The following is a 21,124-nucleotide window of genomic DNA, read 5'->3' on the forward strand; positions in this document are numbered from 1 at the left end:
CGGTCGCACACAAGCCCTGGGAGCCCCAGGAATGCCTAGAGCTCGACTTCCTTCATCAGCATGCCCACCTCGGTGTTGGACAGCCGACGCAGCCAGCCGGACTTCTGGTCGCCCAGGGTGATCGGGCCGAAGGCGACGCGGACCAGCTTGTCGACCGGGAAGCCGGCCTCCGCCAGCATCCGGCGCACGATGTGCTTGCGGCCCTCGTGCAGAGTCACCTCGACCAGGTAGTTCTTGCCGGTCTGCTCGACGACCCGGAAGTGGTCCGCCTTCGCGTACCCGTCCTCCAGCTGGATGCCGTCCTTCAGACGCTTGCCCAGGTCACGCGGGATGGGGCCCACGATGTGCGCGAGGTAGACCTTCTTCACGCCGTACTTGGGGTGGGTCAGCCGGTGCGCCAGCTCACCGTGGTTGGTGAGCAGGATGACGCCCTCGGTCTCGGTGTCGAGCCGCCCCACGTGGAACAGCCGCGTCTCGCGGTTGGTCACGTAGTCGCCGAGGCACTGGCGGCCCTCGGTGTCCTCCATCGTGGAGACGACGCCGGCCGGCTTGTTCAGCGAGAAGAACTGGTAGGACTGGGTGGCGACCGTGAGGCCGTCGACCTTGACCTCGTCGTTCTCCGGGTCGACCCGCTTGCCCTGCTCCAGGACGATCTCGCCGTTGACCTCGACCCGCGCCTGCTCGATCAGCTCCTCGCAGGCACGCCGGGAGCCGTAGCCCGCCCGTGCGAGGACCTTCTGGAGCCGCTCGCCCTCCTGCTCGGCGCCCGGGAAGGTCTTGGGCAGCTTGACGTCCTCCTTGCCGGCGTACCGGTCCCGGTTGCGCTCCTCGGCCCGCGTCTCGTACTCGCGGGAGCGCGCCGGCTCGGTGCGTCCGCCGCGCTGCTGGCCCTGCCTGGGGCCGCCCTTGGCGCCGCCGCGGGCCGCGCCGCCGCGTCCGGCCTTCGGGCCCTCGTGGGTGGCGCCGGGGCCTACGTCATAGCGGCGCTCCTCGGGACGGGGATTGCCCGGACGCTTCGGCCTGTCGTCGCGGCCCGCGCCCGTCGTCCTGTCGTCACGGCCTCCGGCGCCGCCCCTCGACCGCTCGTCACGGCCTGCCGAGCCGCCTCGCGACCGCTCGTCACGGCCTGCCGAGCCGCCTCGCGACCGCTCGTCACGGCCTCCCGAGCCGCCTCGCGACCGCTCGTCACGGCCTCCCGAGCCGCCTCGCGACCGCTCGTCACGGCCTCCCGAGCCGCCCCTCGGCTGGGAACCGCCCCCGCCGGTCCCCCGGGGCTTGCCGCGCCCGTTGTTCCTGCCACTGCCGCTGCCACTGCTTCGCATCAAAGTTCCGTCGTCGTCGTGTCGTCTGCATCTGCGTCCGGTGCGTCCGGATCGAACGACGGGACCCCTTCCAGCATCTCGGCCTCGATCGCCTCCGCCTCGGGGAGAAAGGGCGCGAGCTCCGGGAGCTCGTCCAGACCGCGCAGGCCCATCCGCTCCAGAAAGTAGTTCGTCGTCACGTACAGGATCGCACCTGTTTCGGGTTCCGCGCCCGCCTCCTCGACCAGACCGCGCTGGAGGAGGGTGCGCATCACGCCGTCGCAGTTCACTCCGCGCACCGCGGAGACCCTGCTGCGGCTGACCGGCTGGCGGTACGCGACGACCGCCAGGGTCTCCAGCGCCGCCTGGGTGAGGCGGGCCTGCTGGCCGTCCAGCACGAACCCCTCGACGGCCGCCGCGTACTCGGGGCGGGTGTAGAACCGCCAGCCGCCCGCGATGAGCCGGAGCTCGAAGCCGCGCCCCTGCACGGTGTACTCGTCGGCCAGCTCGCGCAGCGCGTCCGCGATCAGGCGCCGGGGCCGCTGCAGGATCTTCGCGAGGTGTTCCTCGGTGGCGGGCTCGTCGACGACCATCAGCACGGCCTCCAGGGCCGGCTTGAGGTCGAGTACGGCGACGGTCTCCTCGGTCACGTCCTCGTCTCCTTCTCGGGTTCCTCGGGCGGCCGGTCGAACTCGTCCGTGACCATCGGCCGCGCGTTGCCGTCCCCGCCGGTCCAGCGCACCAGCAGCTCACCGAGGGCGGTCTCCTGGTCGAGCGCGACCGCCTTCTCCCGGTACAGCTCGAGCAGCGCCAGGAAGCGGGCCACGACGGTGAGGGTGTCCTCGGTGTCCGCCACCAGCGTGCGGAAGCTGGCCTCGCCGAGCTCCCGGAGCCGTGCGACGACGATCCCGGCCTGCTCCTGCACGCTCACCAGCGGCGCATGGATGTGGTCGACGTACACCTGCGGCTTCGCCCGGGGCTGCATCGCCTTGACCGCGAGCCTCGCGAACCCCTCGGGGCCGATGCTGATGACGACCTCGGGCAGCAGCTCCGCGTGGTGCGGCTCGAGGCCGACGGTACGGGGATAGCGCCGGGCCTCGCGCTCCAGCCGGTGCGTGAAGATGTCGGCGACCCGCTTGTAGGCCCGGTACTGGAGCAGCCGGGCGAACAGCAGGTCCCGGGCCTCCAGCAGGGCCAGGTCGGCCTCGTCCTCGACCTCCGCGGCGGGCAGCAGCCGGGCGGCCTTGAGATCGAGCAGCGTGGCGGCCACGACCAGGAACTCGGTCGTCTGGTCCAGGTCCCAGTCGGGACCCATCGCCCGGATGTGCGCCATGAACTCGTCGGTGACCTTCGACAGCGCGACCTCGGTGACGTCCAGCTTGTGCTTGGAGATCAACTGGAGCAGCAGATCGAAGGGCCCCTCGAAGTTGGCGAGACGGACCTTGAACACCCCGTCGGGAGCATCCCGGGCCTCGGGAACCGGTTCGGGGGCCACGGATCCCGGCTGAACGGTGTCCGGTACGACGGATTCCGGCACGCTGTCCGTTACGACCGGCTCCGGCACGACGGGTTCCGGCGCCGCCTCGGGCACGGAGGGTTCCGGAGCCTCCGATTCCGGCCCGACGGATTCCGCTTCCGCCGGCTCCCGCACGTCAGGATCGGGCTCCGGTTCCGGTTCCGGTACGGCCGCCCCGGGCTCCGGCGCGACGCGTGCCGGATCCGGCTCCGGCACGACGGGTTCCGGCGCCGCCTCGGGCAGGGGGGGTTCCGGTGCCGTCCCTGGGCCCCGCCCCAGCGCACGGCGACGGCCGGCTGCTGCGCCGGGGCCGGGGACGGGAACGTCGTTCGAGGTCATGGCCCCCGCAGGCTACCGCTACCGCCCGCGAAGTCGTCGTACGAGGATGCTGGCGTCCCCGCGGCTCTCCAGGTCGGCGAGGACCACGGCGACCGCCTCGCGGACGATGCGCCCCCGGTCCACGGCCAGCCCGTGCTCACCGCGGAGCACCAGCCGGGCGTGCTCCAGGTCCATGAGCTCCTCGGCGGAGACGTAGACGGTGATCTTCTCGTCGTGCCGCTCCCGGCCGCTGGGCCTGCGGGCCGCCTGCCGGGCGCGCTTGCGCGACTGGCTGTCGGCGGAGGCAGAACCTTCCTGCGGGCCCGGGCGCCGCTCGGAGCGCTCCCCGGAGACGCCCCGGATGCGGGACTCCCCGGCGTCGCCCTGTCCGGCGTCGGCCGCCGCGTGCTCGGCGCCCTCGCCGTCACCGCCCTGCGCGGGTACGGCCTGCGGCCCGTCCTCCGCGCCGCCGGCCGCCACCCCGTCGCTCTCGCCGGCCGGCGCGGGCACCCGGGCCTCGCCGTTGGCGGGGCGCCGGGGCGCGGACGGCTGAAGCGCCATTCCCCCTGTCGTACGGAAGAGTTCGTCGGCCCCCGGCAGACTCACTCGGCGTGACACCGGGCGAGCACCTCCCTGGCGAGCTGACGGTAGGCGGCGGCGCCGACGGAGTTGGAGGCGTACGTGGTGATCGGCTCACCGGCGACCGTGGTCTCCGGGAAGCGGACCGTGCGCCCGATGACCGTGTGGTAGACGTGGTCGTCGAAGGCCTCGACGACCCGCGCCAGCACCTCACGGCTGTGCACGGTGCGCGAGTCGTACATCGTGGCGAGGATCCCGTCGAGTTCCAGGTCCGGGTTGAGCCGTTCCTGGACCTTCTCGATGGTCTCGGTCAGCAGCGCCACACCCCGGAGGGCGAAGAACTCGCACTCCAGCGGCACGATCACCTTGTGAGCGGCCGTCAGGGCGTTGACGGTGAGCAGACCGAGCGAGGGCTGACAGTCGATGACGATGTAGTCGTAGTCGTCCATCAGCGGCTTGAGCGCACGCTGGAGCGTGGACTCGCGCGCGACCTCGGAGACCAGCTGGACCTCGGCGGCCGACAGGTCGATGTTGCTGGGCAGCAGGTCCATGTTGGGGACCGCCGTCTTCAGGAGCACCTCGTCCGCCGCCATGCCCCGCTCCATGAGCAGGTTGTAGACGGTGAGGTCGAGCTCCATCGGGTTGACGCCGAGACCGACCGACAGCGCGCCCTGCGGGTCGAAGTCCACGAGCAGCACGCGCCGGCCGTACTCCGCGAGCGCGGCACCCAGGTTGATGGTCGACGTCGTCTTGCCCACGCCGCCCTTCTGGTTGCACATCGCGATGATCGTCGCGGGGCCGTGCTGGGTCAGCGGGCCCGGGATCGGGAAGTACGGCAGCGGGCGTCCGGTCGGACCGACGCGCTCACGGCGCTGTCGGGCCGCGTCGGGCGCGAGCGTGGCCGCGTACTCCGGATCCGGCTCGTACTCGGCATCGGGGTCGTAGAAATGCCCGTCGGGCAGTTCGTCGTAGTCGGCGAAGTGGTTGCGGGGCGCGCCACTTCCGTCGCCGGCCATGGCGTTCACGTAATGGCCATCCATGCTCTGGTGTGCTGACAGAGCCACATGGGGGCTGCGCTGGCTCTGGTGGGCTGCGAAGGTTCGGACAGCGACGGAGCCGACAGCCTCGAGCCCCGCGGAGACCTCGGCCCGCGTCGGCATTCCTGGTTGACCACCCCCGGGAGCAAATGTCGACTCATTCACAAGTCGTCTTACCTCCTTGGTGACCAGGAAACTTCTAGACAAGGTCAGCGTGGCACCATGCCGACAGTCGGCGACTCTATGGCGTGTCGGGTGTTCGCAGCAACACAATCCGCCGTACCCGGCCCGATGTGTCGGCAATGAAACATCCCGCTGTCAAGGGCGTACGGCCGTCGCACGGCAGGTTTCGCCGGTGTACGAATCGGTCGAAGCGTTACGTTCGAGGCGAGTTGACCGAGAGGCGCAAAGTGACCATACACACATCCGGCCGGACCTTGTCGGGCAAGGTCCGGCCGGGTGTGCGGGGTTGACGACCTGTGTTGACGTATCGCCTTTTTCCCCGGGGCGACTTGGCCGATCGGCTCGGCGCGGGGGCTCAGCCGAGCAGCTGGTCGAGCTCCACGTGCTCCAGGCCGTGCGCCTCCGCGACCTCGCGGTAAACGACCTTGCCGTCATGGGTGTTGAGGCCCTTGGCCAGCGCGGCATCGCGGCGCAGCGCCTCCACCCAGCCCTTGTCGGCGAGTTCGACGATGTACGGCAGCGTGGCGTTGGTGAGCGCGTAGGTGGAGGTGTTGGGGACCGCGCCGGGCATGTTGGCGACGCAGTAGAAGACCGACTCGTGGACCGGGAAGGTCGGCTCGGCGTGGGTGGTCGGACGGGAGTCCTCGAAGCAGCCGCCCTGATCGATCGCGATGTCGACAAGGACACTTCCCGGCTTCATCCGGGACACGAGCTCGTTGGTGACCAGCTTGGGGGCCTTGGCGCCCGGGATGAGGACGGCGCCGATGACGAGGTCGGCCTCGAGGCAGGCCTTCTCGAGTTCGAAGGCGTTGGAGACGACCGTCTGGATCTTCGTGCCGAAGATCTTGTCGGCCTCCTTGAGCTTGTTGATGTCGCGGTCGAGCAGCGTCACGTGGAAGCCCATGCCGATGGCGATCTGCGCCGCGTTCCAGCCGGAGACACCGCCGCCGATGACGACCGCCTTGGCGGCCAGCACGCCCGGGACGCCGCCGGGCAGCACACCGCGGCCGCCGTTGGCCCGCATCAGGTGGTAGGCGCCGACCTGGGGGGCCAGCCGGCCCGCGACCTCGGACATCGGGGCGAGCAGCGGCAGCGCGCGGCTCGGCAGTTCGACGGTCTCGTAGGCGATCGCCGTGGTGCCGGACGCGACGAGGGCGTCCGTGCACTCCTTGGACGCGGCCAGGTGCAGGTAGGTGAAGAGCGTCTGGTCCTTGCGCAGGCGGTGGTACTCCTCGGCGACGGGCTCCTTGACCTTCAGCAGCAGGTCGGCCGTGGCCCACACCTCGTCGGCGGTCTCGAGGATGCGCGCGCCGGCGGCCACGTACTCCTCGTCCGTGATGGACGAGCCGACACCGGCGTTGCGTTCGACGACCACCTGGTGGCCGTGGCGCACCAGTTCGTGCACACCGGCGGGGGTGATGGCCACCCGGAACTCGTTGTTCTTGACCTCGCGGGGGATGCCGACCTTCACGTGGATCACGGTCCTTGGCTCAGTAGATGTGGGGGCACAGCGAAGACATACCCGGAGATACAGGGCACACCGGGATGCACCGCAGGAGAACGTGCGGCAGAGCCAGTCTAATGAAGGCGTTCCCGCTGTCTAGCCTTTCATTGCATCAATCTTCAGCGGGTGCACTGCGGATTTCGTAGGTGTTAGCGCGGTGTTCCAGGAGATCGGGCCGTTCCGGCCCCGACTCGGGCCCCGATCCGGGTCCCGGCTCCGGCTCCGGCCCTGGACCGGGTTCCGACTCCGCTCGGGGTTCTGCCTTCGGTTCCGCTTCCGGTTCCGGTTCCGCTTCCGACGGCGATCCGGCCGGCGATGCCGGCTCCGACGGCTGCGGCTCCGGCTCGGGGTCCGGGAGCTCCTCTCCCAGGATGCGCTCGGCAGCGCTCCGGTGCAGGGCGGCCGCCACCGGGTCGCCGAGGCGCTCCAGGGTGTCAGCCAGCCGCAGCTGCACGGCGGCCTGGAGACGCGTGTCCTCGGCGCTTCGGGCCCACTCCACCGCCTCCTGGCAGGTGCGCAGCGACTCCTCGGGGCGCCCCGCGTACTCCTGGACCCGGGCCAGTTCGCTCAGGGCCCGCGCGTGCGCGCCGACGTCGCCGTTCTTGCGGTGGTTGGCGGCGGCTGCCCGCCAGGCCCGCTGCGCCTCGCCGTAGCGGCCCGCGTAGGTGTGCGCGGTGGCGATACGGCCGTAGAGCCGGGCGGCGTCCGCCCGCTCGTCGCGGGCCAGCCGCTGGGCGAGGGCCCGTCCGAACCAGTCGGCGGCCCGGTCGTAGTCCCCGAGCTCGAGATGCGCGCCGCCTACGGATTCCATCGCGCGACCGATCGCATACGGGTCGTTCGCCTCGCGTCCGGCGTCCAGAGCGGCCCGGTAGCGTCCGAGGGCCTCCGCCGTGCGGCCGGTCCTGGCGTCGACGTCGGCGAGGTTCAGCAGGGCGGCGGCCTTCTCACGGGGCAGGCCGCGGCGCTCGGCCACGTCCAGGACGAGCTGGTGGACGCCGTACAGATCGGGCGCCGCCGCCTGGGTGCCGAAGTGCGCGACCATCGCCCTGACCAGCTGGGACATCAGCCGGCGGGCCAGGGTGTCCAGCTCGCCGTCGGCGACCGCGAGGCGGGCCGAGGCGAGCAGGGCGGGTCGCCGGCCCCGCAGCCAGTCGGAGGCCGCGCGCGGGCTGGGGAAGCGCAGGGCGCCGGGCAGGCCCTGGAGCTTCTCGCGGGCCTGGGGGTTGTCGGTCTCGGTGATGGCCCGGCAGGACTGGAGCAGCCGCACCGTGCGCTCCAGCATGCGGGCGCGGGCCAGCTGGAGCTCGGCCGGGCGGTCGTGGCTCTCGGCGGCGGCGCGCAGCAGGGGGTACAGACAGGCGGGCACCTCGTACTGGGGCAGCGGGGAGTCCACGGGCCGCAGCAGCCCCAGGACGGCGAGATCGTCCAGGGTGGTGCGGGCGGCGCCCACCGAGCAGCCGGCCAGCGCGGAGGCGGTGTGCGGGTCCGCCAGGCCGGCCGGGGCCAGGCAGAGCAGTCGCAGTATCCGGGCGGCGGGGGCGGGCAGCGCGGCGTGCACGAGCCGGAAGACCCGGCTGAGCGGGGAGCCCTCGTCGCCCTCCGCGTGGAGTTGCTTGGCGAGGTCGGCGACGGCCGCCTGGGGGCGGGCGGCGAGCCAGCCGCCCGCCAGGGTCAGTGCGGCCGGCTGGCCCTGGCAGGCCTCCACGAGGCTCTCGGCGGAGCGCGGGTCGACGGTGATGCGGACCGAGCCGGTGTACCGGCTCAGCAGTTCGAGGGCGGACTTGGTGTCGAGGCCGCCCAGGGTGCAGGGGCGGACGTCCGCGATGCCGGTGAGCGGTCCGGCGGAGACGGCGACGAGCAGGCACTGAGGGGTGTCCGGGAGCAGCGCGTCGACCTGTTCGGCGCCGGCCGCGTCGTCGAGCAGGAGCAGCACGCGGCGCTTCGCCAGGGCCTCGCGCAGGAGGGCCGCGAGATCGTCCTCGTCGGCGCCCGGCGGGGTCGGCACGTGCAGCGCGGTGAGCAGTTCACGGGCGGCCCGCTCGACCGGCACGGGCGTGCCGTCGGGTTCGGCGAGGCGGGCGCGCAGGACGCCGTCCGGGTAGCGGTCGGCGACCTGCCGGACGAGCTCCTCGGCGAGCGCCGTACGCCCGGAGCCGGGCCGCCCGGCGATCAGGAGCACGCGCGCGCGTGGTGCCTTCTTCCCGGAGATGGTGTCCAGCCCCGTGCGCTCGATGTCGGCGCGCAGTTCCTTCAACTCCCGGACTCTGCCCAGGAAATGGCCCTCTGTCGCAGCGTGTCCCGACAGCTGCACGCCGCCTGTGTCCACTGCCTGATCCGTCACGGGCCACACTCCCGTCCCACCGCACGCGCAAGCCCGCCGGGACTCCGGACCGGGCGATTCCCGAGCCTAGTTCACGCTCTGCGACGTTCCGGGTGGAGTACGGCGGGCACCGCCGAGACGTCCCCCGATCGGATCAGCCGATCGTCACACCGGACGGGGGTGCGGCCGCCTCGGGCGGGACGGCCGCGGACGAACCGGGGAGGACCGGGAGGGGCAAGTGGGCGACGGAGGGCGTCACGCCTCGAACGGGCGGGCCGGCCAGGGCGCCTCGGCCGGACGCAGCGCGTCGAGCCCGTCGCCGGTGCGTGCGGCGACCAGGGAGAGGACGCCCACGACGAGGCAGTTGCTGTGCAGGTCGCCCGCGAGCACGCCGCGGACGAGCTCGTCGACCGGCACCCGCGCGTGCTCCATGTCGGCCTCCTCGTCCTCCACCGCGAAGCGCTCCCCGTCGGCCTCGGACAGGTCGCGGGCCAGGAAGATGCGCACCGACTCGTCACAGCCGCCCGCGGTGGGGTAGACGTCCGTCAGTACCCGCCAGTCCTCGGCCTTGACGTGCGCCTCCTCGTACAGCTCGCGCTGGGCGGCGTGCAGCGGGTTCTCACCGGGCACGTCGAGCAGACCGGCCGGGACCTCCCACAGCTTCTGACCCACGGGGTGGCGGTACTGCTTGATGAGCAGGACACGGTCCTCCTCGTCGAGGGCGAGGACGGCCACGGAACCCGGGTGGACCTGGAAGTCCCGGCGGACCACCGAACCGTCGGGCATGACCACCTCGTCCGTGCGGACGGAGGTCTTGTTGCCGACGAAGGGGGTCTCGCTCGACCGGACCTCCCACGCCTCGGGGGTGTCCTTGATCGTCATGCCATGCGTCCTTCCACGTGCCACGTGCGCAAACGAAAACCGGGGTGCCCACCCTTGAAGGTTTGCACCCCGGCCACCGTACAACCGGTGTGTTACTTCGAAGCCTTCTCCGCCTCGACGGTCCGCTGGACCGCGGCCTTCACGAGGCCGGCGAACAGCGGGTGCGGACGCGTGGGCCGCGAGCGCAGCTCGGGGTGGGCCTGCGTGGCGACCAGGTACGGGTGGACGTCGCGCGGGTACTCCACGTACTCGACGAGCTTGCCGTCCGGCGAGGTGCCGGAGAACAGGATGCCCGCCTTCTTCTCGAGCTCGGCGCGGTAGGCGTTGTTCACCTCGTAGCGGTGCCGGTGCCGCTCCTCGACGTACTCCTTGCCGTCGTACACCTCACGGACGATGGAGCCCTCGGCCAGCTTGGCCGGGTACATGCCCAGACGCATCGTTCCGCCCATGTCGCCCTCGCCGGCCACGATGTCGAGCTGCTCGGCCATGGTGGAGATGACAGGGTGGCCGGTGGCCGGGTCGAACTCGGTGGAGTTGGCGTCGCCGATGTCGGCGAGGTTGCGCGCGGCCTCGATCACGATGCACTGGAGGCCCAGGCACAGACCGAGCAGCGGGATCCGGTTCTCGCGGGCGTAGCGGATCGCGCCGACCTTGCCGAGCACCCCGCGGTCGCCGAAGCCGCCCGGGATGCAGATGCCGTCGACGTCCTCGAGCTGCGCCTTGGCGCCCGCCGGGGTCTTGCAGTCGTCCGACGTGACCCACTTGATCTTCACGCGGGCCTTGTTGGCGAAGCCGCCGGCGCGCAGCGCCTCGGTGACCGAGAGATAGGCGTCGGGCAGGTCGATGTACTTCCCGACCAGGGCGAGGGTGATCTCGTGGTCGGGGTTGTGGACGCGGTCGAGCAGGTCGTCCCAGGTCGTCCAGTCCACATCGCGGAACGGCAGGTCCAGCTTGCGGACGACGTAGGCGTCCAGGCCCTCGCCGTGCACGGTCTTCGGGATGTCGTAGATCGAGCGGGCGTCCGGGCAGGCCACCACCGCGTCCTCGTCGACGTCGCACATCAGCGAGATCTTGCGCTTGATCGCGGTCGGCACCTCGCGGTCGCAGCGCAGCACGATCGCGTCGGGCTGGATGCCGATGTTCCGGAGCGCCGCGACCGAGTGCTGGGTCGGCTTGGTCTTCAGCTCACCCGAGGGACCGATGTAGGGCAGGAGCGAGATGTGCACCACGAAGACGTTGTCCCGGCCGACCTCGTGACGGACCTGGCGGACCGTCTCCAGGAACGGCAGCGACTCGATGTCGCCGACCGTGCCGCCGACCTCGGTGATCACGACGTCGACCTCGTCCGTCGCCATACGGCGGATGCGGTGCTTGATCTCGTTGGTGATGTGCGGGATGACCTGCACGGTGTCGCCCAGGTACTCGCCGCGCCGCTCCTTGGCGATCACCGTCGAGTAGATCTGGCCTGTAGTGACATTGGCGGAGCCGTCCAAGTCACGATCGAGGAAGCGCTCGTAGTGTCCGATGTCCAGGTCGGTTTCCGCGCCGTCGTTGGTGACGAACACCTCACCGTGCTGGAAGGGGTTCATCGTGCCCGGGTCGACATTCAGGTATGGGTCGAGCTTCTGCATCACGACGCGCAGACCCCGCGCCTTCAGCAGCATGCCGAGGCTGGAGGCGGTCAGACCCTTGCCGAGCGAGGAGGCGACACCCCCGGTGACGAAGATGTGCTTGGTCGTCGTGGATTTGGGCGTCATGGCCAAGAGGGGGCTCCCGTGGTCGCGATTCGGAGGTGCGGTTCGGGGGCTTCGAGACCACCGGTCCACGGGCTACCAGGGTATCAGCGCCTCAGAGAGATGACTTCCGGCCACGCTCCGCGCACAGGTCGGCACAGGGCGCCCCCGAGCACCGGTTTCTCACCCGCTGCTCACCCGTTCGGCCCACCCGCGTTGTCGGGAGCGGCACGCAGATCATCTACGTGCGTCGTATCCTGCTCGGACACTCACTGCCGAGCCCGGTCGGCAAGACGGCACACCCCAGTCCGTATCCCCGCCGGAACAACGAGAGCTCGTCAGTTCGTTGAGCAGGAATCGGCGTTTTGCCTATATGGCTGAGCGGCTGCTTTGCTTCAGCGCTCAACGACGCATTACAAACGACCCCTTGACCGCACTAGCGACAGCCCCCGTTCCAGATGGGGGTGACGTGGCCGTTCGACTGGAGTTGCACGTGGCCGGGCGCATCGAAGACTACGCACTCATCGGAGACATGCAGACCGCCGCACTGGTCTGCCGGGACGGCACAGTCGACTGGCTGTGCCTGCCCCGCTTCGACTCGCACGCGATCTTCGCAGGTCTGCTCGGCACCGAGGAACACGGGTTCTGGCGCCTCGGGCCCGCGCATGCCTCCGACGCGGCGCCACCGCGCGCGGCCCGGCGCACCTACCGGGGCGACTCGCTCATCCTGGAGTCCGAGTGGGACACCCCGCGCGGCACGGTCCGGGTGACCGATTTCATGCCTCCCCGGGACGGCGCGCCCCAGCTGATCCGCATCGTCGAGGGCGTCTCGGGCCGCGTGCCGATGCGTTCCGCGCTGCGGATGCGGTTCTCCTACGGCCGGGTCGTGCCGTGGGTGCACAAGCACGAGGGCCGCACGGTGGCCGTCGCGGGCCCGGACTCCGTCTGGTTCGACACCGAGTGCGAGACCTACGGAAAATCACTGACCACGTACGCCGACTTCACGGTCGCGCCGGGTGACCGGATCGCGTTCACGATCTCGTGGGAGCCCTCGCACAAACAGCCACCCCCGCTGCCCGAGCCCGAGCAGTCGCTCCAGGCGACCGAGGACTTCTGGCGCGAGTGGGTCGAGCACTGCACGTACCACGGCCCCTACCGGGAGGCCGTGATCCGCTCGCTGATCACGCTCAAGGCGCTGACCTACGGCCCGACCGGCGGCATCGTGGCCGCGCCCACCACCTCCCTGCCCGAGGACATCGGCGGCGTCCGCAACTGGGACTACCGCTACACCTGGCTGCGCGACGCGGCCATCACGCTGTCCTCGCTGCTGCGCACCGGCTACCGCGAGGAGGCCCGCGCCTGGCGCGAGTGGCTGCTGCGGGCCGTCGCGGGCGACCCCGAGAACCTGCAGATCATGTACGGCATCGCGGGCGAGCGCGAGCTGGGCGAGGCCGAGCTGGACTGGCTGCCCGGCTACGAGAACTCCGGCCCGGTCCGGGTCGGCAACGGCGCCGCGCACCAGCTCCAGCTGGACGTCTACGGCGAGGTCACCGAGGCCCTGCACCTGGGCCACATGACGGGCCTGGCCCGCAACGACTACGCCTCGCTGCTCCAGCTCAAGCTCATCCGCTACCTGGAGCAGCACTGGGACGAGCCGGACGAGGGCATCTGGGAGGTGCGCGGTCCGCGCCGGCACTTCGTGCACTCCAAGGTCATGGCCTGGGTCGCCGTCGACCGCACGATCAAGCTGATCGAGTCGGGCGACGCCGACGGCCCGCTGGAGAAGTGGCGCGAGCTGCGCGACGACATCCACCGGGACGTGTGCGAGAAGGGTTACGACAAGGAACGCAACACCTTCACGCAGTCGTACGGCTCCAAGGAGCTGGACGCGTCCCTGCTGCTCATCCCGCAGATGGGCTTCCTGCCCCCGGACGACAAGCGCGTGATCGGCACCATCGAGGCGATCCAGCGCGAGCTGTCCACCCCGGACGGCTTCATCCTGCGCTACCCCACCTCGGGCGGCGACGAGGGCGTCGACGGCCTGCCCGGTGACGAAGGCGCCTTCCTGGCCTGCTCGTTCTGGATGGCGGACGACCTCGCGATGATCGGCCGGGTGGACGAGGCCCGCAAGCTGTTCGAGAAGCTGCTCTCCCTGCGCAACGACCTCGGTCTGCTCGCCGAGGAGTGGGACCCCCGTCTCCAGCGCCAGGTCGGCAACTTCCCGCAGGCCTTCAGCCACGTCCCGCTGATCGACACGGCCCTGCGTCTGACGGCGTCGGGAGCCTACGGCGGCTGAACAGGACCGGCACGGCCCGCCCGCCTAAGCTGGGAGCCCACAGCCCCTTTCCGGAAGGGGGCGCCCCATGGCCTCCCCATCGAAGGCGGGCGCGGCGCTGTCCGCGCTGCGCGAGGAACTGGTCGGCGACGTGTTCGCCCCGGAGGACCCGGGTTACGACGAGACCCGGACGGTCTTCAACGCGATGATCGACCGCCGTCCGGCGGTGATCGCCCAGTGCGTGGACGAGTCCGACGTCGTACGGTCGGTGCGCTTCGCCCGTGACCTGGACCTGCACATCGCGGTACGCGGCGGCGGGCACAGCGTCGCGGGCATGGCACTGGGCGACGGGGCCCTGGTGGTGGACCTGCGTCACATGCGCGCGGTCACCGTCGACCCCGCCGCCGAGGCGGTACGGATCGCGGGCGGGGCCACGATGAGCGACCTGGACCGCGCCTGCCTGCCCCACGGGCTGGCCACGACCGGCGGACGTGCCTCCACCACCGGCGTCGGCGGCTTCGTCCTCGGCGGCGGCACCGGCTGGCTGGACCGCTCGTGCGGGCTGGCCGTGGACAACCTGCTCGGCGTCGAGCTGGTCACCGCCGAGGGCCGGCAGGTCCACGCGAGCGCCGACGAGAACCCGGAGCTGTTCTGGGCCCTGCACGGCGGCGGCGGCAACTTCGGCATCGCCACCGCGCTCACCCTGAAGCTGCACGAGCTGCCCCAGTTCTCCATCGCGCTGCTGCTCTACCTGCCCGAGTTCGGCGCCGAGGTCACCCGCACCTACCGGGACCTGATCACGGCCGGCCCGGACGAGGCGTCCGGCGCGGTCATCTACCTCACCGGCCCGCCCGAGGAGTTCGTCCCGCCGCACCTGGTCGGCACGCTGCTCTGCGGGGTGCTGCTGACGTACGCCGGCTCCGAGGAGGACCTGCGCAAGCTCGCCGAACCGCTGCTGGCGATGCCGCACGAGAGCGAAGTCGTCGGGGCGATGCCGTACGCCGACGTCCAGTGCATGATCGACGATCCGCCCGGGATGCGGAACTACTGGTCGGCGGAGTACCTGACCGGCGCCCCGGACGACTTCGTGGACGTGTTCTGCGCCCGTGGCCGGGCCGTGCCCGTGCCGACGGGCACCATGCACGCCCTGTTCCCGCAGGGCGGCGCGATCGCCGCCGGCCCGCACGAGTACCCCGTGCCGTACCGCGACGCGCCCTGGGGCGTGCATCCGTTCGGGCTGTGGGCGGACCCGGCGGACGACGAGCGGTGCGTCCAGTGGGTCCGCGACGTCCGGGCCGCCGTGCAGCCGTGGAGCACGGGCGCGGTCTACCTCAACTTCATCGGCGACGAGGGTGCCGACCGGGTCGTGGCGGGCGTCGGCGAGGCGAACGCGCGGCGGCTCGCGGACGTGAAACGGCGCTACGACCCGGACAACGTCTTCCGCTTCAACCACAACATCGAGCCGGCCTGAGCGCCGTCAGCCCTGTCCGAGCGCCGCCGGCGCCGTCCGCGTCCGCTCACCCGCCGGATCGGCCGCCGTCGCCGGGACGAGCGCGATCTCGTCGAGCCCCGCCTCGGCACAGGCGTCGATCCGGGCACGCACGGTTTCGAGGCCGCCGACCGGACCGACGGTGGCCGCGGCTGCCGCCGCCTCCCATACCGGACGGAGCTGTCACCGGAAGGTCCGCGCAGGTAGCGTCCGCTGCATGGACAGCCGCACGGACCCCCGATTCGACAGCCAGAGCGCCGGCATCACCGTGCGGCGCGCGCTGGAGCTGCCCGGCCTGCGCAGCGGCCTCCCCGAGATCCTCGCGGGCGCCGAGCGGCTGGGCCGCACGGTGCGCTGGGTGCACGCGGGCGAGGTCCCGAACATCGCCTCGCTGCTCAAGGGCGGCGAGCTGCTGCTGACCACGGGCTACGGCCTCGGCACCCGTCCGGCGGAGCAGCGGGCGTTCGTGCGCACCCTGGCCGAGCGGGGCATCGCGGCCCTGGTGATCGAGCTGGGCCCGCGCTTCACCCGGCTGCCGGCGGCCCTGGTCGAGACGGCGCGCGCGACCGGGCTCCCCCTGGTCCAACTGCACCGCGAGGTGCCGTTCGTGGCGGTCACGGAGGAGATCCACACCGAGATCGTCAACGGACACTACGCACTGCTCCAGCAGGCCGAGGAAGTACACCGGCGCTGCACGCAAGCCCTGCTCGGCGGGGGCGGGATACCGCAGGTCCTGGGCATCCTGGCGGACTTCAGCGGCAACCCGGTCTTCCTGGAGACGACCGAGGGTCAGCTCCTGTACGCCGCCGGAGCCGGCCCCGAGGGCGCCGATCCGCTCCAGGTGTGGGAGGGCCTGCGCGGGCCGCACAAGGACGCGCCGCCGCCCGCCGGTTCGGTGCTGGTGGACGTGCCCGGGGGCGGGCCGGGGGCGGGTTCGGTGCGCGCCCGGCTCGTACTGCTGCCCGTGCGCGCCCCCCTCGCACCGGTGCACCGGATCGCCGCCGAACGGGCGGCCGGGATCCTGGCCGTGGTGCTGATGCAGGCCCGTCAGGAGGAGGAGCTCGCGGCACGCGGCCGGGGCGACTTCCTCACCGACCTCGCCGAGGGCCGGATCGCCGCCGAGGACGCCCCGGCGCAGGCGCGCGTCCTCGGTTTCAAGCCCGGCGGCAGTCCTCTGCTCCCGGTCGTGATGCGGCTCGGCGACGGCCTCTCCCCCGGCGGGGGCTGGGCGGTGCTGGCGCGCGCGGTCGCCGAGGAACTGGCGTCGGTGGGCGTGCCCGTGCTGCTGGGGGTGCGGCCGGTGGAGGGCCGGGTGCCGCTGCTGCTGGGCCTGCGGTCGGAGTCGGAGCGGTCCGCGGTCGCGGACCGGGTGGCGGCGGCGCTGCGGGCCGGCGTGGAGCGGGCCGGGATGCAGCGGCCGGGGGCCCAGCCGCCGGTGGTGGTGGTCGGGGTGGCGGGCGGCTGGGCGGCCGCCTCGGCGGGTCTGCGGCACGCGGCGGAGACGGCGACCGCCGCGCAGGGCCTGCCGGACCGCCCCTGGTACGACGCACGCCGTCTGGACATCGACCTCCTGCTGTGGCGGCTGCGCGACCATCCCGACCTGGCGGCCTTCGTGGACCGTGCGATCGGCCCGGTCCGCGACCACGACCACCGCTCCAAGCCGCCCCTGCTGCCCACTCTGGAGACCTACCTGGCGCACGCCGGCCGCAAGGCGGAAACGGCCCGCGAGCTGCATCTGAACCGCCAGACGCTGTACAACCGCCTCGCCCGCATCGGCGAGTTGCTCGGCACCGACCTCGACGACCCGCAGACGGTCCTGGCGTTGAGCCTGGCGCTGCGCGCACGGCGGCACGTGGCGTAGGGCTTGGGCCGGGCTCAGATCATCGGCCGGAGCCGCGTCAGCTCGTCGTAGACGCTGAGGACCTGGGCGACGGTCTCGTCCTCGCTGGGCCAGTCGGCCGCCTGCCGCGTGCCCAGATCCCGCAGGAGGGCGGCCCGTTCGGGATCGTCGAGCAGCCGTACGACAGCGGCGGCGAAGGCCTCCGGGTCGTGCGGCGGCACCAGTTCGGCCGCGTCGCCCACGAGTTCGCGGACACCCCCGGTCAGCGCGGCGACGAGCGGTACGCGCGCGTGCAGGGCCTGCTGCGCCAGGACCGACCGGGACTCCCCGCCGCCGGGCAGCAGCGCGAGGTCGGCGGCGGCGAGCAGTTCGCCCACGTCGTCGCGTCCACCGAGCAGCCGGACCGGCAGCTCCTCGTCCTCGATGCGGCGCTGGAGCTCGGCCCGCCGCGGCCCCTCCCCCGCCACCACGACCAGCGGCACCGGGTCCAGACCGCGCCAGGCCCGCGCGGCGTCCAGCAGCAGGTCGTGACCGCGGCGGCCGTCCAGGGGACCGGCGGTCATGAACAGCGGGCGCCCCATGGCGCCGAGCTCGGCCCGCAGCTTCGAGGGCGGCGGCTCGCACTCCTCGTTCTCCCCGGTCCGGCTCCGCCGGGGCAGCGCCACGGCGGCGAGCCGCGCGTCGCGCGCGCCCGTCCTGCGGGCCCGGTCGACGAGGTCGGAGGTGGTGCCGAGGACCACGGTGGCGGTCCGCGCGACCCGGCGTTCCAGCAGCCGCAGCAGATGGGCGCGGGCTCCCTCGGCGTGGGCGCGGTCGTGCCAGGTGACGATGAGCGGGGTGCGTCGGCCGCTGAGCGCGAGGACGGCCCGGAACGAGGCGTGCAGTCCGTGCGCGTGGACGAGGTCGGCGTCCGTGCAGGCCGCCCTGAGCGTCGCCACGGACCCCGGATCGCTGCTGCGCGGCACGTGCACGTGTTCGGCGCCCACGCCGGTGAAGTCGTAGGTGTCATCCGCCTCGCCGGGGGCGCACACCGTCACCCGCACGCCCCGCGCGACGAGCCCCGCGGCCAGGGAACGCACGTGCGCGCTGCTGCCGGCGTTGCCGCCGCCCAGCACCTGCACGGTGCGCAGCGACGAGTGGCCGTGCGGTGAGTGGCTGCTCACGTGGCCGGGGCTCCTGGTTCGGCGTCGGACGGTCACGAAGAAACGTACAGAAGGACCGGGCGGAGGGGTGGACCGCTGGCGTTCCTCCACGTACTACGCCCCAAGGATGCCAGCACGTACGGGTGTTCCGTGCCGTCGACCGCCCTGACATCCGGCCACAAGGTCCCCCGCATCACCCACACGAGTGAGAGAAGTCGGGGTTCCGTTCGATTACCCGAGGGTCGATCTCGCCGCCTCGCTCACCTGCTCCCCGAACACCGCCGCGGCCACCACGGCGCCGGCGTGCGCGATCAGGCCCGCACGGCCGTTGCCGGCCACCACCGCCGCCCCGATCAGCGCGCCGAGCGCGTGCGCCCCGCTGTCGCCGAGCATCTCCCGCCCGCCCAGATCGTCGGGCAGAACGGCCGCGGCGGCTCCGACCGCCACGGCGGACAGCTCGGCCGCCTCCCCCGCGCGCAGCAACCCCGGCGCGCCCAGGGCGAGCACGACACCGGCGGCCCGGCCGGGCCGCACGTCCACGAGGTTGACGAAGTGCGCGGCCCCGGCGATCACGATCCCCGCCAGCACCTTGTCCAGGGGCCGTTCCTTCAGCAGCGCCCCCGCCACCAGCCCGGCCGCCGAGACGCCGAACAGTTTCACGGCCCCGCTCGTCACCTCGCCCTCCCGCAACGCTCCCAGGTGGGCCCGGAATCCCCGCCGCGGGTCATCGGCACCCACGACATCGTCGTACGCCCCGCAGGCGCCGGCCGCGGCCACGGCGAGCGCGGCGGCCGGCGCCGTCCGCCCTGCCGCGAGCGCGCCGGCCAGGGCGGCGGCGGGCCCGGAGTACAGCCCGACCGTCCGACCCGCGTGGTTCTCTCGCTCCCAGCGCGCCCGCCCGCCGGGGGCCGCGGCGCGCAGAGCCGCCGCCGTCCCCCAGGTCAGCCCGGCCGCCGCCGCGAACGCCGGGCCCCGTCCCCTCAGTGTGAACATGCCCTCCCCCTGGGGAACCCCCGGCGCCACCCGACGCGCGGTCCGGGCGGACCGACGCGGCAAACCGACGGGGCGGGCCCTGCGAGACACCTCCCACCGCCCGCCCCGTCCGTGTCCCGCGCGGCCGTCCCCGGCTGCCGCCGACCGTGGCTAGCCGTCCGCGCGGGCCGTGGCCAGCAGTTCCTCGGCGTGCGCCCGGGCCGTCTCGGAGTCCTCCTGGCCGGCCAGCATGCGGGACAGTTCCCGGATGCGGTCCTCGCCCTCCAGGACCTTCACGCCGGACCGGGTCACCGACCCGTCGTTGGTCTTCTCGACCAGCAGCTGCCGGTCGGCGAAGGCCGCGACCTGCGGAAGGTGGGTGACCACCACGACCTGAGCGGTCTTGGCGAGCCGCGCGAGGCGCCGCCCGATCTCGACCGCCGCCTTGCCGCCCACACCCGCGTCGACCTCGTCGAAGAGATACGTCGGCACCGGATCCGTGCCCGCGAACACGACCTCGACGGCCAGCATCACGCGCGAGAGCTCACCGCCGGACGCGCCCTTGGCGATGGGCCGCGCCGGCGCGCCCGGGTGCGGGGCGAGCAGCAGTTCCACCTCGTCCGCACCGGCCGGCCCGTAGGCGACCGGACGCCCGTCGACCTCGACGCCCTCCGCGTCCTCGGTCTGCCGGATGTCGAACGACACGCGCGCGTGCGGCATGGCGAGGGAGGCCAGCTCGGCCGTCACGGCGGCGGCGAACCGCTCGGCGGCCTCCGTGCGCGCGTCCGTCAGCGCCTGCGCCAGCCCGCCGAGTTCGGCGCGCAGGGCGTCCCGTTCGGCGGTCAGCTCGCCGATGCGCTCGTCGTCACCGTCCAGTTCGGTGAGCCGGGCGGCGCTCCGCTCGGCCCAGGCGAGCACGGAGTCGACGTCCTGCCCGTACTTGCGGGTGAGCGCGGTGAGCGCGGCCCGCCGCTCCTCGACGGCCGACAGCCGCAGCGGATCGGCGTCGAGGTCGTCGGCGTACCCCGCGAGCTCGCCCGCCACGTCGCCCAGCAGGATCCCGATCTCCCCGATCCGGTCGGCGAGCGCGGCCAGCGCCGGATCGTGCGACCTGACGGCCTCCAGGGCGCGCTGCGCGCCCGCGACGAGCGTGGTGGCCTCGATGCCCTCGGGGTCCTCCGGATTGCCGGCGAGGGCGGCGTGGGCGACCGTGGCGGCGGACGCCAGCGCCTCCGCGTGTCCGAGCCGCTCGGCCTCCTCCGCCAGCTCCACGTCCTCCCCGGCGCGCGGTTCGACGCCGGCGATCTCGTCGAGCCCGAAGCGCAGCATGTCGGCCTCCTGAGCCCGCTCACGCGCGCGCGTGACGATCTCCTCCAGCTCGACGGCGACGGCCCGCAGCCGCCGGTAGGCCTCGGTGTACTTGGCGAGCGGCACGGTGACCGCGTCGCCCGCGTACCGGTCGAGCGCCTGCCGTTGCCGGGACAGCTTCAGGAGCCCCTGCTGGTCGGTCTGCCCGTGGACGGCGACCAGCTCGTCGGCGAGCTCGGCGAGCACGCCCATGGGCACGCTCCGCCCGCCCACGTGCGCCCGCGACCGCCCCCTCGGCGGAAACGGTACGGCTGATGAGCAACGCCCCGTCGTCGAGCTCAGCTCCCGCCTCCTCCGCCCGCACCACCACCGCGGCGTCCCGGGGCAGGGCGATCCGCCCCTCCACGACCGCCTTCTCGGCGCCGATCCGCACGAGCGCCGGATCCGCACGCCCGCCCAGCAGCAGCCCGAGGCTCGTCACCACCATCGTCTTGCCCGCGCCCGTCTCACCCGTGACAGCGGTGAAGCCTGGCGACAGCTCGACGACCGCGTCGTCGATGACTCCGAGCGACCGTATCCGCATCTCCTCCAACACGGACAAGACCTTACGAGGTCGGAGGAGGGAAGTGCGACGCCCCCCGGCCCCGGAAGGGGAACCCGCAGGTGAAGAATGTGTATCGACGACGCCATGTCACCCGGGTGAGTGCAGTCGCACCTGGGCGCGG

15 protein-coding genes and 1 pseudogene are annotated in these 21,124 nt (G+C 72.6%); 3 read left to right on the plus strand and 13 right to left on the minus strand.

All coding sequences use genetic code 11. The features are described 5' to 3' along the window. Positions 1-35: 35 nt before the first annotated feature. From QF030_RS11150 to QF030_RS11190, 9 genes are all read right to left on the minus strand, one after another. Positions 36-1,322 (minus strand): pseudouridine synthase, encoded by a 1,287-nt coding sequence (locus QF030_RS11150; RefSeq protein WP_307162496.1) that lies wholly within the window; start codon positions 1,320-1,322, stop codon positions 36-38. Next, positions 1,322-1,894, minus strand: a complete 573-nt coding sequence (gene scpB, locus QF030_RS11155) for an SMC-Scp complex subunit ScpB (RefSeq protein WP_373428888.1) — start codon at positions 1,892-1,894, stop codon at positions 1,322-1,324. The genes QF030_RS11150 and scpB overlap by 1 nt, the downstream gene beginning before the upstream one ends. 53 nt (positions 1,895-1,947) lie before the next feature. Next, positions 1,948-3,156 (minus strand): segregation and condensation protein A, encoded by a 1,209-nt coding sequence (locus tag QF030_RS11160; protein WP_307162498.1) that lies wholly within the window; start codon positions 3,154-3,156, stop codon positions 1,948-1,950. 18 nt (positions 3,157-3,174) lie between these two features. Further along, positions 3,175-3,753, minus strand: coding sequence for a hypothetical protein (locus QF030_RS11165; protein WP_307162499.1), 579 nt, complete (start codon positions 3,751-3,753; stop codon positions 3,175-3,177). Further along, positions 3,738-4,874: a ParA family protein gene (locus QF030_RS11170; RefSeq protein WP_307162500.1), complete on the minus strand. Its 1,137-nt coding sequence runs from the start codon at positions 4,872-4,874 to the stop codon at positions 3,738-3,740. Before QF030_RS11170 ends, QF030_RS11165 begins: the two co-directional genes overlap by 16 nt. Positions 4,875-5,289: 415 nt before the next feature. Then, positions 5,290-6,414 carry an alanine dehydrogenase gene (gene ald, locus QF030_RS11175; RefSeq protein ID WP_307162501.1) on the minus strand — a complete coding sequence of 375 codons (1,125 nt, stop codon included), beginning with the start codon at positions 6,412-6,414 and terminating at the stop codon, positions 5,290-5,292. Between the two features lie 136 nt (positions 6,415-6,550). Further along, complete coding sequence (locus tag QF030_RS11180; RefSeq protein WP_307162502.1) at positions 6,551-8,779, minus strand: tetratricopeptide repeat protein; 2,229 nt, start codon at positions 8,777-8,779, stop codon at positions 6,551-6,553. A 234-nt stretch (positions 8,780-9,013) separates the two neighbouring features. After that, positions 9,014-9,640, minus strand: coding sequence for an NUDIX domain-containing protein (locus QF030_RS11185; protein ID WP_307162503.1), 627 nt, complete (start codon positions 9,638-9,640; stop codon positions 9,014-9,016). Positions 9,641-9,732: 92 nt separating this feature from the next. Continuing rightward, complete coding sequence (locus QF030_RS11190; protein ID WP_307162504.1) at positions 9,733-11,397, minus strand: CTP synthase; 1,665 nt, start codon at positions 11,395-11,397, stop codon at positions 9,733-9,735. A gap of 469 nt (positions 11,398-11,866) precedes the next feature. On the opposite strand from QF030_RS11190, the gene QF030_RS11195 reads away from it, so the two are divergent. Both QF030_RS11195 and QF030_RS11200 read left to right on the plus strand, forming a co-directional pair. After that, positions 11,867-13,669 (plus strand): glycoside hydrolase family 15 protein, encoded by a 1,803-nt coding sequence (locus QF030_RS11195; protein WP_307167538.1) that lies wholly within the window; start codon positions 11,867-11,869, stop codon positions 13,667-13,669. A gap of 67 nt (positions 13,670-13,736) precedes the next feature. Then, positions 13,737-15,119, plus strand: coding sequence for an FAD-binding oxidoreductase (locus QF030_RS11200; protein WP_307162505.1), 1,383 nt, complete (start codon positions 13,737-13,739; stop codon positions 15,117-15,119). Between the two features lie 6 nt (positions 15,120-15,125). Here the strand turns inward: QF030_RS11200 and QF030_RS11205 are convergent, their stop codons facing one another. After that, entirely contained in the window at positions 15,126-15,251 is a 126-nt protein-coding gene (locus tag QF030_RS11205; protein WP_307162506.1) for a hypothetical protein, read from the minus strand. A 103-nt stretch (positions 15,252-15,354) separates the two neighbouring features. Here QF030_RS11205 and QF030_RS11210 point away from each other — a divergent pair, with 103 nt between their 5' ends. Then, a complete protein-coding gene (locus QF030_RS11210) occupies positions 15,355-16,998 on the plus strand; it encodes a PucR family transcriptional regulator (RefSeq protein ID WP_307162507.1) in 1,644 nt (547 codons plus the stop codon). Positions 16,999-17,012: 14 nt separating this feature from the next. Here the strand turns inward: QF030_RS11210 and QF030_RS11215 are convergent, their stop codons facing one another. The 3 genes and pseudogenes from QF030_RS11215 to recN all read right to left on the minus strand — a co-directional run bounded on the left by QF030_RS11215 (position 17,013) and on the right by recN (position 20,982). Continuing rightward, the gene (locus tag QF030_RS11215; protein WP_307162508.1) at positions 17,013-18,140 is read right to left on the minus strand and encodes a glycosyltransferase family 4 protein; all 1,128 of its coding nucleotides are present in this window, start codon (positions 18,138-18,140) and stop codon (positions 17,013-17,015) included. Between the two features lie 210 nt (positions 18,141-18,350). Further along, positions 18,351-19,112, minus strand: coding sequence for a hypothetical protein (locus QF030_RS11220; protein ID WP_307162509.1), 762 nt, complete (start codon positions 19,110-19,112; stop codon positions 18,351-18,353). Positions 19,113-19,262: 150 nt separating this feature from the next. Then, a pseudogene (recN, locus tag QF030_RS11225) lies at positions 19,263-20,982 on the minus strand (DNA repair protein RecN). Positions 20,983-21,124: the final 142 nt, after the last annotated feature.

The sequence above is a fragment of the Streptomyces rishiriensis genome, assembly GCF_030815485.1.
Taxonomy (GTDB): Bacteria; Actinomycetota; Actinomycetes; order Streptomycetales; family Streptomycetaceae; genus Streptomyces; species Streptomyces rishiriensis_A.

What these genes read in the sequence shown, in the direction of transcription:
- QF030_RS11160 (WP_307162498.1), bottom strand. Translation starts at nt 3,156, where the DNA reads ATGACCTCGAACGACGTTCCCGTCCCCGGCCCCGGCGCAGCAGCCGGC.
- scpB (WP_373428888.1), bottom strand. Translation starts at nt 1,894, where the DNA reads ATGGTCGTCGACGAGCCCGCCACCGAGGAACACCTCGCGAAGATCCTG.
- QF030_RS11200 (WP_307162505.1), top strand. Translation starts at nt 13,737, where the DNA reads ATGGCCTCCCCATCGAAGGCGGGCGCGGCGCTGTCCGCGCTGCGCGAG.
- QF030_RS11185 (WP_307162503.1), bottom strand. Translation starts at nt 9,640, where the DNA reads ATGACGATCAAGGACACCCCCGAGGCGTGGGAGGTCCGGTCGAGCGAG.
- QF030_RS11210 (WP_307162507.1), top strand. Translation starts at nt 15,355, where the DNA reads ATGGACAGCCGCACGGACCCCCGATTCGACAGCCAGAGCGCCGGCATC.
- QF030_RS11220 (WP_307162509.1), bottom strand. Translation starts at nt 19,112, where the DNA reads ATGTTCACACTGAGGGGACGGGGCCCGGCGTTCGCGGCGGCGGCCGGG.
- QF030_RS11170 (WP_307162500.1), bottom strand. Translation starts at nt 4,874, where the DNA reads ATGCCGACGCGGGCCGAGGTCTCCGCGGGGCTCGAGGCTGTCGGCTCC.
- QF030_RS11190 (WP_307162504.1), bottom strand. Translation starts at nt 11,397, where the DNA reads ATGACGCCCAAATCCACGACGACCAAGCACATCTTCGTCACCGGGGGT.
- QF030_RS11150 (WP_307162496.1), bottom strand. Translation starts at nt 1,322, where the DNA reads ATGCGAAGCAGTGGCAGCGGCAGTGGCAGGAACAACGGGCGCGGCAAG.